General features: G+C 62.3%; 10 protein-coding genes. 8 read left to right on the top strand and 2 right to left on the bottom strand.

Going from position 1 to position 13,893, the window contains the following annotated elements:
- Positions 1-61: 61 nt before the first annotated feature.
- On the top strand, positions 62-1,108 hold the full coding sequence (locus tag QQF40_RS08030) for an alpha/beta hydrolase (protein ID WP_285460992.1): 1,047 nt from the start codon (positions 62-64) through the stop codon (positions 1,106-1,108).
- 99 nt (positions 1,109-1,207) lie between these two features.
- On the opposite strand, the gene QQF40_RS08025 is transcribed toward QQF40_RS08030, so the two are convergent.
- Together QQF40_RS08025 and QQF40_RS08020 are read right to left on the bottom strand one after the other, a co-directional pair.
- The gene (locus QQF40_RS08025; RefSeq protein WP_285460991.1) at positions 1,208-2,125 is read right to left on the bottom strand and encodes a hypothetical protein; all 918 of its coding nucleotides are present in this window, start codon (positions 2,123-2,125) and stop codon (positions 1,208-1,210) included.
- A 138-nt stretch (positions 2,126-2,263) separates the two neighbouring features.
- Positions 2,264-3,220 (bottom strand): GlxA family transcriptional regulator, encoded by a 957-nt coding sequence (locus QQF40_RS08020; RefSeq protein ID WP_285460990.1) that lies wholly within the window; start codon positions 3,218-3,220, stop codon positions 2,264-2,266.
- A 539-nt stretch (positions 3,221-3,759) separates the two neighbouring features.
- On the opposite strand from QQF40_RS08020, the gene QQF40_RS17100 reads away from it, so the two are divergent.
- The 7 genes from QQF40_RS17100 to tdh all read left to right on the top strand — a co-directional run bounded on the left by QQF40_RS17100 (position 3,760) and on the right by tdh (position 13,890).
- A complete protein-coding gene (locus tag QQF40_RS17100) occupies positions 3,760-4,146 on the top strand; it encodes a hypothetical protein (protein ID WP_352230726.1) in 387 nt (128 codons plus the stop codon).
- Positions 4,100-5,542, top strand: a complete 1,443-nt coding sequence (locus QQF40_RS08015) for a BCCT family transporter (RefSeq protein WP_352230725.1) — start codon at positions 4,100-4,102, stop codon at positions 5,540-5,542. Before QQF40_RS17100 ends, QQF40_RS08015 begins: the two co-directional genes overlap by 47 nt.
- A gap of 560 nt (positions 5,543-6,102) precedes the next feature.
- Positions 6,103-7,800, top strand: a complete 1,698-nt coding sequence (locus tag QQF40_RS08010) for a BCCT family transporter (protein WP_285460989.1) — start codon at positions 6,103-6,105, stop codon at positions 7,798-7,800.
- A gap of 280 nt (positions 7,801-8,080) precedes the next feature.
- Positions 8,081-9,559, top strand: a complete 1,479-nt coding sequence (locus QQF40_RS08005) for a BCCT family transporter (RefSeq protein WP_285460988.1) — start codon at positions 8,081-8,083, stop codon at positions 9,557-9,559.
- Between the two features lie 434 nt (positions 9,560-9,993).
- Positions 9,994-11,505: a Na+/H+ antiporter NhaC family protein gene (locus QQF40_RS08000; protein ID WP_285460987.1), complete on the top strand. Its 1,512-nt coding sequence runs from the start codon at positions 9,994-9,996 to the stop codon at positions 11,503-11,505.
- A 124-nt stretch (positions 11,506-11,629) separates the two neighbouring features.
- The gene (locus tag QQF40_RS07995; protein ID WP_285460986.1) at positions 11,630-12,868 is read left to right on the top strand and encodes a glycine C-acetyltransferase; all 1,239 of its coding nucleotides are present in this window, start codon (positions 11,630-11,632) and stop codon (positions 12,866-12,868) included.
- A complete protein-coding gene (gene tdh, locus QQF40_RS07990; RefSeq protein ID WP_285460985.1) occupies positions 12,865-13,890 on the top strand; it encodes an L-threonine 3-dehydrogenase in 1,026 nt (341 codons plus the stop codon). The genes QQF40_RS07995 and tdh overlap by 4 nt, the downstream gene beginning before the upstream one ends.
- Positions 13,891-13,893: the final 3 nt, after the last annotated feature.

Raw genomic sequence — 13,893 nt, 5'->3', positions numbered from 1 at the left:
GCACCCTGCCAGTCTTCTGGCGGGGTGTTATTGTCTTGGAACACCCGCCGAGAGCCGATTCATGACCATGACGCCTTCCCCCATCACCTGTCGTACCTTCATCAATGACTTCGCACGTGGCATGGATGAAATGGTAGAGATGCCGCTGGCAGACGCCCGCAAGCGCTATGAACAACTGTGCCAGCAACTTGGTGCGCCACTCGTGGAGGGCGTCACGACCCACGAGAATCACGTCGAGGTCGCTGGCCGCGCGACGCCGCTGCGCCTGCGCCACTTCATCCCGGAGGTGGCACGCAAGGCGGATGGCAACCTGCCGGCACCGGTGGTGTTTCTGCACGGCGGGGCCTGGCAGATAGGCTCGCCGGAGAGCCATCAGGGCATCGCCTCCAGTCTGGCCGCCCAGCTGGGGCGTGAGGTGGTCAGTGTCGATTATCGCCTGCTGCCAGAAGCCAGCTATCGTGACGCACTGGCGGATTGTCTGGCGACCATCGAGCACCTCTCCGCCACTGTCGAACCGGTGGCCATCGTCGGTGACAGCGCCGGCGCTCGACTGGCGATGGATGTGGCGCGCCGACTCGATACCGAGATGCCCAACATCGGCCTGCAGGGCACGCGCATGCAAAGCCTCGGCACCCACGGCGCGGAAATGGAGACGGCCCACCATCAGGAACATCCGGCCCCCGACAAGCCCACACGCTATGTGCTGGGACTGATCTACCCGCCGATGGACCCGGTCTTCGTACTGGCAAAGGAGAACGAGTTCACCTTGGGCTCGGACGCCCCGCTGCTTGGCCGTGAGGAAGTGGTCAGCATGTGGCTGACCGTCGCCGAAGGCGACCGCTCTGCCAGCTACTCGCCCTCGCCGGCCCATTCCCAGCAACCGCCGGCACGCCAGATCGAAGTGCTGGCCGCCGAGCATGATCCGCTGACCCAACCGCTGGAAGCAGCGTTGGATGTCTGGCGCTGGCGCGGTGCCGATGTCGGTTATCGCTGCGCACGCGGCATGGTGCATGCCGCACTACATGCGCATCACGCGCTCCCCGAGATGCAGCACGCCTGGCGGGCCTTCTGTGAAGCCCTCGATCGACGCCTGTGCGACCTGGACTGACGCAGACTTCCCGCGCACATATGGATACCCAGCTACGCAAACGCCCAGCCACGAGCATCGTGACTGGGCGTTTGCGTGACAGGCGGCAACGTTCGAGCCTCAAGTCGTCGCTTCCGTTCTCAGACTGGCCGCTGACATAAAGCGCAGCTCGATGGCGACCGGGCACTGACGGATGCGCTGATGCCACTCTTGCTCCAGCCGCTCCCGCGTCATGCCCTGAGACGAATCGTCCGCCAGCACGACCACGACGATCAGCCTGAAATTGGCGTCCAGGGTGCGGTCCGCCAGCAGCGCTTCATAGAGCAGACTTTGCAGCACCGTCTGCGCTCTGGCGTAGTGCTTGAGCACCTTCACTTCAATGAACGTGAAGGGAGCACCATCCCCCTCGAGCAGTGCATCAAAGCAGGCATCGGTCTCGCCGACACGCACATGCCGCGTCATCCCGCCGCTCGCACCAACACCCGCAGTGGAGGACTCTTGCATGTGACGCAGCACCGCATCCTTCAACTGGGCCATTTGCTGGCGATGATGATCCAGATGCTCGGCACGGGACAACGGCACCTTCTCATCGACCCCACCCTGCGGGCTCAACAGCTGAGCGACATCGGCATCGTCGACAGCCTGCCCGCTATCCTCATTTGCGGCTGACACCTGAGCGTCGGCATCTGCCCCACCCCGCTGCCAATCACTCTCCCCCAGTGACTCCTGCACCTCGCGAGTCAGACGCTGCTCCTGCTCGGCTGGCGATAGCGTGCGCATGAAGGACCGGTCCTTGTCGTAATCCCCCGGCGCATACAACTTGCCGTGATGATGGGTCACGAGTCGATAGAACACCGCCAGCACCAGCAACGGAAACACCACGATGAAACCGATCAGCGGCCAACGCTCCGCCACCGTCAGCGTCTCGGCCGCCGAATTCAGCAGCAGACTCGCGAAGCCATAGATCAACGAGATGAACAACGCGATGATCCCCAGCGGGTTCCGCGCCAACTGCCTGGCATATTTCATGAACTGCATACGCGCTCCATTACTTGGGGCTTACTGACGGTATCCTCATGCAATGGGGGCGAGCAGCCTGATAATGCAAGAGGCCCGCCTCACCACTGCATCACGATTAACGTCAGCGTCATCACGCCGATGGCGACCAGCCAGGCCTCAGCGCGTCTGGCGAGGAGAGTGCCCGAAGTGGTTGCGGTAGGCTCGCGAGAAGCTGGAGCTGGAGGTAAAGCCGCTCGACAGTCCGACCGAGAGAATATCGAGGTCGGTTTCCTTGAGCAGATGCCGCGCCCGCTCCAGGCGCAGCCGCAGGTACCAGGCCCGCGGCGAGGTCGACAGCTCCTGCTCGAACAGGCGCTGCAACTGGCGCAGCGAGACGCGACAGCGTCTCGCCAGTTCCTCCAGCGACAAGGGGGTGTCCAGGTTCTGCTCCATCAAGGCGACCGCATCCACCAGCTGGCGCTTGTGGGTGCCGAGGCGGCGCGCCAACGTCATGCGCTGCTGGTCCGTCCGCGTGCGCATGCGGTCGTGTACCAGCTGCTCCGAGACATCCACCGCCAGCGCCGTGCCGTGCCGGCGGGCAATCACATCCAGTGCCATGTCCATCGCGGCTGCCCCACCGGCACAGGAAAAGCGCCGCGCGCCCAGCTCGAACAGCTCATCCGAGGTACTGATGGTCGGGAAGCGCTCACGAAACGCCGGCAGGCTTTCCCAGTGCAGCGTGACGCGCTCACCATCCAGCAGTCCTGCCGCCGCCAGCAGAAAACAGCCGGTATCCAGGCCACCCAACACACAGCCTCCTCCATCGAGACGATGCAGCCAACCCGTCAAGGCGCGATTGAGGTGCGCCTCGGGCTCGAAACCACTGCATACCGCCAGGGAAGGCAGGGAGCGAATATCAAGAATGCTGTGGTCGGCGACCAGTGTCATGCCACTGGAAGACGTGACCGGCTGGCCATCCTCACTGATGAGCAGCCAGCGAAACAGCGGCTTGCCACTGATGCGATTGGCGATGCGCAGCGGCTCCACGGCCGCGAAGAACGCCATCATCGAGAAGCGTGGGAGCAAGAGAAAACCGATGGTTTCCGGTAGCGGGCCGATGTAATCGAGTCGCATCGTGCAGTGGCTCCAGAGAATGAAAGGGGTAATCCGCCCTGCCCATCGGCTGAGCGCAAGCAGAGTCAATGACGTCGTGAGGGCAAGCGTCCGAGGTGCAGGTGGCGCTTACGACCCTGCACCGCCCGAATGGTATCCCGAAAGCGCCCATCAGGCGATCAAAGCCGTCGCCTTCAGGCAAGCAAAGGTCGTATCCCGTCAAGAATATCATTGCCTGATTCAGGCCTCTCATGCAGCCGCGATGCCCCTGCGCGATTGCCCTTGCCAATGAGTCTGCGTGACCGAATGAGACCGATGACGAACACGCTCTAGCGACACAGCCACTTTTCCAGAAGCTGTAGCCATCAAAATCAATTCCATACATAATATATTGTAATGCTTTGAGGGAGTTAGCGTCTTCCCGCACGTCTCGACAAGCATTCACGTCTTCATCTCGTTGCCTTATCGACAACAATTTTTCGCGACAGATGAACGGTCATTCCGCCGTGACCGCGACAGGGAACGCTGGCCCTACGACCAGCTCGAACAGGAGATATTGCGTGACCCCACCTCAGCCTGGCCCCGCCTCACCTGACAATGCCAGTACTCACAACGCCAGCACGGAAAACACCACCTCTGATGACAGCGCCGCGGCAGTCGTCGGTTCTCAGCGCTACCATTCGCCGGACCTGAGCCTGCGCGTCGAGACTTCCGGCCCGCTCAAGGGCATGCACAAGGGCATGACCCTGACCTCCGCCGGCCTGCTGCTGCTTTTCGTTCTCGCCACCGGCCTGGCTCCCGAGCTGTCCTCCAGCCTGTTCGGCGCCGCGCGCGCCTGGATCGAATCCACCTTCGGCACCTATTATTTGGTGACCATCGTTGGCCTGATCGGCCTGTGCATTGCCCTCGTGCCCCTGGGGCAAGCTGCGTCTGGGCGCGCCGGATAGTCGCCCTGAATTCTCGCGCTTCACCTGGGTCTCGATGCTGCTCTCGGCAGGCGTCGGGATCGGCATCCTGTTCTTCGGCGTCGCCGAGCCGATGTTCTACTTCGACAACTCCGGCGGCTTTGGCTACCCGAACAATCCGCACGCTGACCTCGCCGGCCATATGGTGATGGACCACGCCCGCGCCGTCGACGCGCTCAAGCTGGCCTTCTTCCATTGGGGCCTGCATGGCTGGGCAGTCTATGTCATCGTCGGCATGACGCTGGCCTACTTCGCCTATCGCCGCAATCTGCCGCTGGCACTGCGCTCCGCGCTCTATCCGCTGATCGGTGACCGTATCTACGGCCCCATCGGCCATGCCGTCGATATCATGGGGGTACTGGGCTGCGTATTCGGTATCGCCACCTCGCTGGGGCTGGGCGTCAGTCAGATCGCCGTCGGCCTCAACCGCCTGACCGGTATCGACTCGGGTATCGGCACCCAGGTCGTGCTGATCGCGATCATCAGCGTCATCTCCATCGCCTCGGCGGTCTCCGGCGTCCAGCGCGGCATCCGCATCATTTCCGAGCTGAATGTCGGCGTGTCCGTCATTGTGGTCGGCAGCTTCTTGATCGGTGGCCCGACTCTGTGGCTGATCAGCATGTTCGGCGAGACGGTCGTCTCCTACGTGCGTGACGTCATCCCCATGGGCCTGTGGGTCGCGGGCACACCGGTCGAGCGCGACTGGCAGGATGCCTGGACCATCTTCTACTGGGCATGGTGGTTGGCATGGGCTCCGTTCATCGGCCTGTTCATCGCGCGCATCTCCAAGGGCCGCACCCTGCGTGAATTCATCCTCGGCGTGTTGATTGCCCCGCCGCTGATCATCTTCATCTGGCAGACCCTCTTTGGCGGCACCGCACTGCATCAGGAGCTGAATGCAGCCATGGGTTCGGGCACCGGCCAGCTGATGGACATGATTCGCGACTGGAATCTGCCAGAGGCACTGTTCGCCACCGCCGATGCGCTGGTGAGCAATGACATTCTCAGCATGGTGCTGACGTCACTGCTGATCTTCCTGTTGATCAGCTGGTTCGTGACCAGCTCCGACTCCAGCACCCTGGTCATCACCACCATCCTGTCGATGGGCGATGAAGACCCGCTGCCGCGTCACCGTATCTTCTGGGGTGTCTGCATCGGCTCTGTCGCAGCGGTCTTGCTGTTGGCAGGCGGGCTCAAGGCGCTGCAGACGGTGCTGATGGCTGCTGCCCTGCCGGTCAGCTTCGTTATCCTCGCCATGACGCTCGGCCTGCTGGTTGCGCTGGTCGATGAATCACGCAGCGCGATCAAGTCGCGTCGTCAGCCGAAGACCGGCCCGCAAGCCACGCCGCGAGCGGTCAGCCAGACCAACGCGGGCTAGGCCATCTGTCAGTGATTTCGTGATGTAAGGTTCCATAACACAAGCAAAGAGAAGACAGCGTGGTGCTCTCGGCACTTGCACTGCAATCACAGGCTCATTGGCCCGCATTTTTCTGCATGCGTGTGACCACAGCATCACCAATGCCCGCTCAGGCCGACACCTGAGCGGGCATTGTCATTTATGGCGTCTTTTGCATGCTCTTGACGTCGTGTTGTGGCAAGCAGGTGTCGCTTGCATCCAACGTCCACGAACCGCGCCTGACTAGTCTGAAATGGCGCAACCCTGGCCTGACAGCCGGTTGCGTTGCTGACAGGACACTGACAGCAAAAGTGCCCAGCCTGGCACGCATGACGCACTTTGCGCTCTCGATATTGGCCACCCCCGGCATTGGCCTGATCGAGAGCCCCCCCCCCTTAAACCACTGGCCTTGCCCGTACCGCTTTCGCGCTCATGGCCTCCAGGCACTCAGGCCGCAGCAGGAGCGACAGCTCAAACAGCAATCAGAACGACAGCTCGAACGACAGCTCACACAACAACTACAACAATTCAGGAGTCTTCTCATGGCAGCGACAGACCATGATCCGCTCGGTGAACCCTCACGACGCCCTTCGCAGAGCAATGCCCTCACAGCACATAACAAGGTGGAAACCAGCGGCCCGCTCAGGGGCATGCACAAGGGCATGACTCTGACCTCGGCCGGTCTGTTGCTGGCATTCGTCGTCGGCGCCGGTCTCTCTCCCGATGGAGCGGCCGCCATCTTCGGTGCCGCGCGCAGCTGGATCGAACATACCTTCGGCACCTACTACCTGGTGCTGGTGGTCGCGATGATCGCCCTGTCGCTGGTACTGGTGTGCTCGCCGTGGGGCAGCCTGCGCCTTGGCCCCAAGGACAGTGCCCCGGAATTCTCGCGCTTCACCTGGATCTCGATGTTGCTCTCGGCTGGCGTCGGGATCGGCGTGCTGTTCTTCGGTGTCGCGGAGCCGATGTTCTATTTCGACAACTCCGGTGGCTTCGGCTACCCCAACAATCCGCATGCAGATCTGGCCGGCGCGACCGCCATGGACCACGCCCGCGCCATCGAGGCGCTCAAGGTGGCCTTCTTCCACTGGGGGCTGCATGGTTGGGCGATCTACGGCATGGTCGGCATGACGCTGGCCTACTTCGCCTATCGCCAGAAACTGCCGCTGGCGCTACGTTCAGCGCTCTATCCGCTGATCGGTGATCGCATCTACGGCCCGATCGGCCATGCCGTCGATATCATGGGCGTGCTGGGCTGCGTGTTCGGTATCGCCACCTCGCTGGGCCTGGGCGTCAGCCAGATCGCGGTGGGCCTCAATCGCCTCACCGGCCTGGATGCCGGCATCGGCACGCAGCTGGCGTTGATCGTCGCCATCAGCGCGATCTCCATCGCCTCGGCAGTGTCCGGGGTCAAGCGCGGCATCCGCTATATCTCGGAACTCAATATCGGCGTGTCGATCATCGTGGTCGGCAGCTTCCTGATCGGTGGCCCGACACTTTGGCTGACCTCGCTGTTCGGCGAGACGTTGCTGGCCTATCTGCGCGATGTGGTGCCGATGGGGCTGTGGGTCGCCGAGACCCCGGGCGAGAGCAGCTGGCAGGAAGGCTGGACCATCTTCTACTGGGCCTGGTGGTTGGCGTGGGCGCCATTCATCGGACTGTTCATCGCCCGCATCTCCAAGGGCCGTACCCTGCGGGAATTCATCTTGGGCGTGCTCATCGCCCCGCCGCTGATCATCTTCATCTGGCAGGCGCTGTTCGGTGGTACCGGCCTGTATCAGGAGCTGACGGCCAGCATGGGCGCCGGCAGCGGCGAGCTGATGACGCTGGTGCGCAACTGGAACCTGCCCGAAGCACTGTTCGCCACCGCCGATGCCCTGGCGGGCAACAGCGTGCTGAGCGTCATCCTGTCGTCTTTGCTGATCTTCCTGTTGATCAGCTGGTTCGTGACCAGCTCGGATTCCAGCACTCTGGTGGTCACGACCATCCTGTCGCTGGGCGATGAAGAACCGCTGGCGCACCATCGTATCTTCTGGGGCATCTGCATCGGGCTGGTGGCCGGTACGCTGCTGATGGCAGGCGGACTCAAGGCGCTGCAGACCATCCTGATGGCTGCCGCCCTGCCGATGAGCTTCGTGATCGTGGCAATGACGCTGGGCCTTGTGGTGGCGCTCTATCAGGAATCCGGCAACGCACTGAAAAGGTTCAGGAAACCTGCCCGGAATCACACAGGCCCCTGAGCCCACTCAAAGCCCCTCACTCGACCCGAGCCCGTCGCGCCAGCAGGCAACGGCGGGTCTTGAGGCATGCCTTTCACGTCAGACGTTGCACGAAATACATAATGTCGCGTTATGGCAAATACTGGTCGCCAATAACCAAAAATTCACCAGAGGGCAGGATAGGCTTATGAGATCCTTGCCACCCACAGGAGTCAGCCATCGTTATCTGCCCTCGCTTGACGACTTATTGCTGCCGCCAGCTTGCCAGTTCGACAACAACAACTTCAGGAATCGCGCTCTCATGACGACCGACACTTCCTCCTCCCGCCAGCCCGAGGCCATCACGGATTCCGTCTGCGGCCTGGGGGACACAGACTCCGCCAAGGGCAAGTACCTGACCTCGATCGCCACCGTCGCGGTCATCACGCTGCTGATCGGCGCCGCCGCCCTCTTCCCGACGGGATTCCTCGCGGCCCTCGACGCCGTCAAAACCTCGGTGATCGGCAATCTCGGCTTCATCTTCACCTGGCCGGCCTTCGCCATCTCGCTGGTAATGGTCGCGGTCTGCTTCACGCCGCTGGGCAAGCTGCGCTTCGGTGAAGGCGAACCGGAATTCCACACCCTGAGCTGGATGGGCATGCTGTTCGCCACCGGCATGGGCATCGGCCTGCTCACCTGGGGCGTGCTGGAGCCCAAGTACCATACCGATGCCGGTCAGAACACCGACATGGCGCTGCTCAACGCCTTCAACCACTGGGGCCTGCTTGCCTGGGCAGGCTATCTCGCCATCGGTGCATTGTTCGCGCATGCCATGTACAACATGAAGATGGCAAAGCCCGCCGAAGAACTGCTGGGCAATGGCCTGTGGAGCAAGCTCAACCTTGTCAGCCTCGTCGTTTCCACCGTCATCGGCCTGTCGCTGTCCTTCACCTACGCGACCACCCCGATCCAGCAGGGGCTGGTCAAGCTGGTCGGCATCGAGTTCAGCCCGACCCTGATCATCTGTGTGCTGGCCATGTGCGCCATCGTCTCCTCCGCCTCTGGCCTCAAGCGCGGTATCAAGTGGCTGAGCAACTACAACACCCTGTTCGCCATCATTCTGATGATCGGCGTACTGGTGCTGACCGTCCCCGGCGACATCCTCTCCACCTTCGTGCGTCTGGTGCCGGAATACCTGCTCAAGTACCCCGCAATGGCCACCGATATCGGCCTGGGCGATCCGGAGCGCAAAACATGGCTGGCCGACTGGCTGTATGCCTTCGAGGCGGCCTGGTACGGCTGGTTCATCTTCACCGGCGTCTTCATCGCCCGCATTTCCAAGGGCCGCACCCTGCGTGGCATGGTACTGGGCGTGATGCTGGTGCCGACCCTGTTCTCATGCCTGTGGTTCGTGGTGTTCGGTCTCGGCAGTCTGAGCCTGGGCGTCGATGACGTGTTCAAGCTGATCGATACCATCGATACCACCGGCATCCTCTCGGTGATACTGACGCTCAACATCCTGCTGTTCTTCATCACCAGCGCCGACTCCGCGGGCCTGGTGTGCGAGATGCTGACCGTCAAACGCTCACGCGCCTTCTGGATCATCGCCATGGCCGCCCTGGCCGTCGTGGTCAGCTGGCTGGGCGGCGATGTCTACAAGACCCTCCTGAGCCTGATCTCGGTCGCCGCCATCCCCGTCGCCTTCGGCATCTTCGCCCTGGTGATCGCCTTCGTGATCCGCGTACGCCGTGATCGCGCCTCCCAGGCAATCCCGGCATCGGCGACACTCGCTCAGCGCTGAACCGCCATGGCGTGAGGTGATCCGCAGCGCACACTAGTGCGATGCAGTCTGCCCAACACAACGGCCCTGCCCTCGAATGAGGTGCAGGGCCGTGTCACGTCTGATGAACACCTTTTTTCGCTACCCGCCACGAACGACACGTCTTGCGCCTTCGCCGCATTGACAGTCCATCAGCACACACTGATAGGCTGAAATGACTGGCAGAACGCTGGATTTTCAGCGCTTCATGCTAGCAAGACATCAAACATCCACAATCCTTGCTGGCGTTTGTATTGCTAACAAGGCCATGCGGACATCGCCATTGCGCTCTGGCATGTGCCGAGTGCAATCCGATGCAAGGTGAAGCAAGTGCCTTGCCATTCGGAAGATCGTCTTGCCCAGCGACTGCCTCAAGTCGTCACCCAACAATCACAATGACGTAGACAGGTAATGACATGTCCCCGACTTCACAGCAGATTCCTGGGCAGCAGAACGCTGCTCACCCGCCCAATGACGCATCACACGTAGCGCCTGGCTCCCCTTCGCTGACATTCCGCTTCGGTGCCTGGGGCGCCGCCATCCCGTTGATCTTCTTTGTCGTCTGGGCAATCACGACCAGCGTGCTGGGGCTGTCCTCTGAAATCGGCCTAGTCATGGGGGCACTGTTCGGGCTGACCCTCGGTCTGTTCTTCTGCACCAGTCGCTGGGAGGACTATGCCAACGGCCTGTTCGATGGGCTGACGCAGCCCATCGGGGTGGTCGCCATCGTCGCCTGGTTCTATGCCGGGATGTTCGCTCAGGTTCTGCAAGTCGGGGGACTGGTCGAAGGGCTTGTCTGGCTGGGCGGCATCTCGGACATGACCGGCGGCTGGTTCGTCGGGCTCACCTTCCTGCTCGCAGCCGTGTTCTCGACCGCTGTTGGTACTGGTTACGGCACCACGGTCGCCTTCTGCACGCTGATGTATCCGGCCGGCATCGCGGTGGGCGGTGACCCCACCCTGCTGTTTGCCGCAATTCTGTCCGGTGCCATCTTCGGCGATAACTTGGCCCCGGTGTCGGACACCACCATCGTCTCCGCCACGACCCAAGGCGCGGATGTCCCCGGCGTGGTGAAAAGCCGTTTCAAGTACTCGATTGCAGCAGCCTTGCCGGCGCTGGCGTTGTTCGTGATCTTCGGCGGCAGCGAGCAAGGCGGAGTCACCGACCCCACGGCGGTTCAATCGATGCAGGAGGCCGCCGATCCAGCGGGACTGATCATGCTGGCGCCCTTTGCACTGGTACTGATACTGGCACTGCGTGGACAGCACCTGCTGACCTCTCTGACCTGGGGCATCCTGCTCGCCATTCCTGTCATGCTGATCGCCGGCACCGGCAGCCTGCCACAGATCATCGCCTTCGATTCCGAGGCCGATGGCGTCATGACTGGCGCATTGGTTCGCGGCGTCGAAGGTTACGTCAACATGGGCATCCTGATCCTGCTGATCGTCGGTGCGGCCCACCTGATGACCCTCGGCGGCACCATGGAGCATGTCACGCGCCTGCTGATGCGCTGGATCAAGCAATCCATGCGCCGCGCCGAGCTGGCCATCTGGGGGATCGTGGCGCTGCTCAACAGCGCCATCACCATCAACACCGCCGCCGAAATCGCGGCCGCGCCCTTCGTGCGTGCGCTGGGCACCCGGTACCGCATCCATCGCTATCGCCGCGCCAACATGCTGGACGCCGTGACCTCTGCACTGGGCTACATCTTCCCTTGGGGGGCACCGGTGCTGTTGGGCTGGTCGACAATCCAGTCCATGCAGGGCACCTACGATTGGCTGCCCTCCGTCTCGCCGACCGCCGTCTTCCCGTTTGTCTTCCAGGGCTGGTTCCTCGTGGCCATCATGCTGCTGGCTGCCATTACCAGCTGGGGGCTGACCTTTGAGGACGAGGATGGCAACGAACTCAAGGAGCACCCGGCCAGCTGAGCGCCCGATCCGCACCACGCCACTGACAGACCCCGACTACGCTGAAAGCCTGTGCCATCACGTTTCCCGCAGGCGTTCAGCGTCCATCGGAAACGAACAGGACAACGACAGACAGGAGTGACGTATGCCAGCCAGTTTCCACGACCACCTCAGCCGTCAGATCAATGGACTGCATGAAGAAGGTCTCTACAAGCAGGAGCGCGAGATCACCTCGCCCCAGGGTGCCAGCCTCAGAGTCGCGGGCGGTGATGAACGCGAGGGGCAAGGCTCGGAGGTCATCAACTTCTGCGCCAACAACTATCTGGGCCTGGCTGATAGCCCCGAACTGATCGCGGCCGCGCAACAAGCGCTGGAGCGTGATGGCTTCGGCATGGCCTCCGTGCGTTTCATCTGCGGTACTCACCATCAACATCGCGTGCTGGAAAAGCGCCTCGCAGCCTTTCTCGGCATGGACGATGCCATCCTCTATTCCTCATGTTTCGACGCCAATGGCGGCCTGTTCGAGACACTCTTCGGCCCTGAAGACGCCATCATTTCCGATGCGCTCAATCACGCCTCCATCATCGATGGCGTGCGTCTGTGCAAGGCAAGCCGCTATCGCTATGCCAACAATGACATGCGCGAACTCGAGGCCCGCCTCCAGGAAGCGGACGCCGCCGGTGCACGCTTCAAGCTGATCGCCACCGACGGTGTCTTCTCGATGGATGGCGTGATCGCCAATCTCAAGGGCATCTGCGAGCTCGCCAGACGCTACGACGCGTTGGTGATGGTGGATGACTCCCACGCCACCGGCTTCGTGGGGGCCAATGGGCGTGGCAGCCACGAATACCATGACGTGATGGATCAGATCGACATCATCACCACTACCTTCGGCAAGGCGCTGGGTGGCGCTTCGGGCGGCGTGACGGCCGCACGCGGGCCCATCGTCGAGTGGCTGCGCCAGCGCTCGCGCCCTTATCTATTCTCCAACTCGCTGGCGCCGCCCATCGTGGCTGCGACCCTCAAGGCGCTGGACAAGGTCGAGGACAGCGCCGAGGCGCGCCATCAACTGTGGGAGAACGTCGAACGCTTCCGTCGTGGCATGCAGGAGGCCGGCTTCACCCTCGCGGGCGCCGGCCACGCCATCATTCCGGTGATGATCGGCGATGCGCGCCTGGCGGGCGACTTTGCCAATCGCCTGCTGGAGGCCGGTATCTACGTGATCGGCTTTTCCTATCCGGTGGTGCCCAAGGGACAGGCTCGCATTCGTACCCAGATCTCGGCGGCGCATACCCCGGAGCAGATCGAGACGGCCATTGCCGCCTTCACGCGCATCGGGGGCGAGATGGGCGTGATCGAGTCCACGACGGGAGGTGATGCATGAAGGCGCTGGCCAAGCTCAAGGCCGAACCCGGGATCTGGATGACCGAGACGGCCGTGCCGGAAATCGGCCACAACGATGTACTGATCAAGATCCGCAAGACCGCGATCTGCGGCACGGACATGCACATCTATCAGTGGGATGAGTGGTCGCAGGCAACCGTGCCGGTGCCGATGGTCACCGGTCATGAGTATGCGGGGGAGATCGTCGCACTGGGCAGCGAGGTGCGCGGCTATGAGATCGGCGACCGTGTCTCAGGCGAAGGGCACATTACCTGTGGCCATTGCCGCAACTGCCGAGCAGGACGTCGCCATCTGTGCCGCAATACCGAGGGCGTGGGTGTCAACCGCCCCGGCGCCTTCGCCGAATACCTCGCCCTGCCCGCCTACAACCTCTTCAAGCTGCCGGATGAAATCAGCGATGACCTGGCAGCCATCTTCGATCCCTTCGGCAATGCCGTGCACACGGCACTGGCCTTCGATGTGGTCGGCGAGGACGTCTTGATCACCGGTGCCGGGCCCATCGGCATCATGGCGGCGGCGGTCATCCGACATATCGGGGCTCGCCACGTGGTGATCACCGACGTGAATGACTATCGACTGGCACTGGCCGAAAAAATGGGCGCGACCCGCACCGTCAATGTCAGCCGCGAATCCCTGCAGGAGGTGATGGCAGAGCTCGACATGCATGAGGGCTTCGATGTGGTGCTGGAAATGTCCGGCGTGCCTTCCGCCGTCGAGCAGATGCTCGATGTCATCAATCACGGCGGCAAGATCGCCATGCTGGGCATTCCGCCCGGAGAGATGGCCATCGACTGGACCAAGGTCATCTTCAAGGGTCTGACCATCAAGGGCATCTATGGCCGCGAGATGTTCGAGACCTGGTACAAGATGGCCAGCCTGATCCAGTCAGGGCTGGATCTTTCGCCCATCATCACCCATCGCCTGGGCGTCGCAGACTTCCAGCAGGGCTTCGAGATCATGAACTCCGGTCAGTCGGGCAAGGTGGTGCTCGACTGGGACTGAGGG

This window comes from Cobetia sp. LC6 (assembly GCF_030264805.1).
Lineage (GTDB): Bacteria > Pseudomonadota > Gammaproteobacteria > Pseudomonadales > Halomonadaceae > Cobetia.
This window is presented reverse-complemented; position numbering and strand designations above follow the sequence as displayed.

What these genes read in the sequence shown, in the direction of transcription:
- QQF40_RS08000 (WP_285460987.1), top strand. Translation starts at nt 9,994, where the DNA reads ATGTCCCCGACTTCACAGCAGATTCCTGGGCAGCAGAACGCTGCTCAC.
- QQF40_RS08005 (WP_285460988.1), top strand. Translation starts at nt 8,081, where the DNA reads ATGACGACCGACACTTCCTCCTCCCGCCAGCCCGAGGCCATCACGGAT.
- QQF40_RS08030 (WP_285460992.1), top strand. Translation starts at nt 62, where the DNA reads ATGACCATGACGCCTTCCCCCATCACCTGTCGTACCTTCATCAATGAC.
- tdh (WP_285460985.1), top strand. Translation starts at nt 12,865, where the DNA reads ATGAAGGCGCTGGCCAAGCTCAAGGCCGAACCCGGGATCTGGATGACC.
- QQF40_RS07995 (WP_285460986.1), top strand. Translation starts at nt 11,630, where the DNA reads ATGCCAGCCAGTTTCCACGACCACCTCAGCCGTCAGATCAATGGACTG.
- QQF40_RS08020 (WP_285460990.1), bottom strand. Translation starts at nt 3,220, where the DNA reads ATGCGACTCGATTACATCGGCCCGCTACCGGAAACCATCGGTTTTCTC.
- QQF40_RS08025 (WP_285460991.1), bottom strand. Translation starts at nt 2,125, where the DNA reads ATGCAGTTCATGAAATATGCCAGGCAGTTGGCGCGGAACCCGCTGGGG.
- QQF40_RS08010 (WP_285460989.1), top strand. Translation starts at nt 6,103, where the DNA reads ATGGCAGCGACAGACCATGATCCGCTCGGTGAACCCTCACGACGCCCT.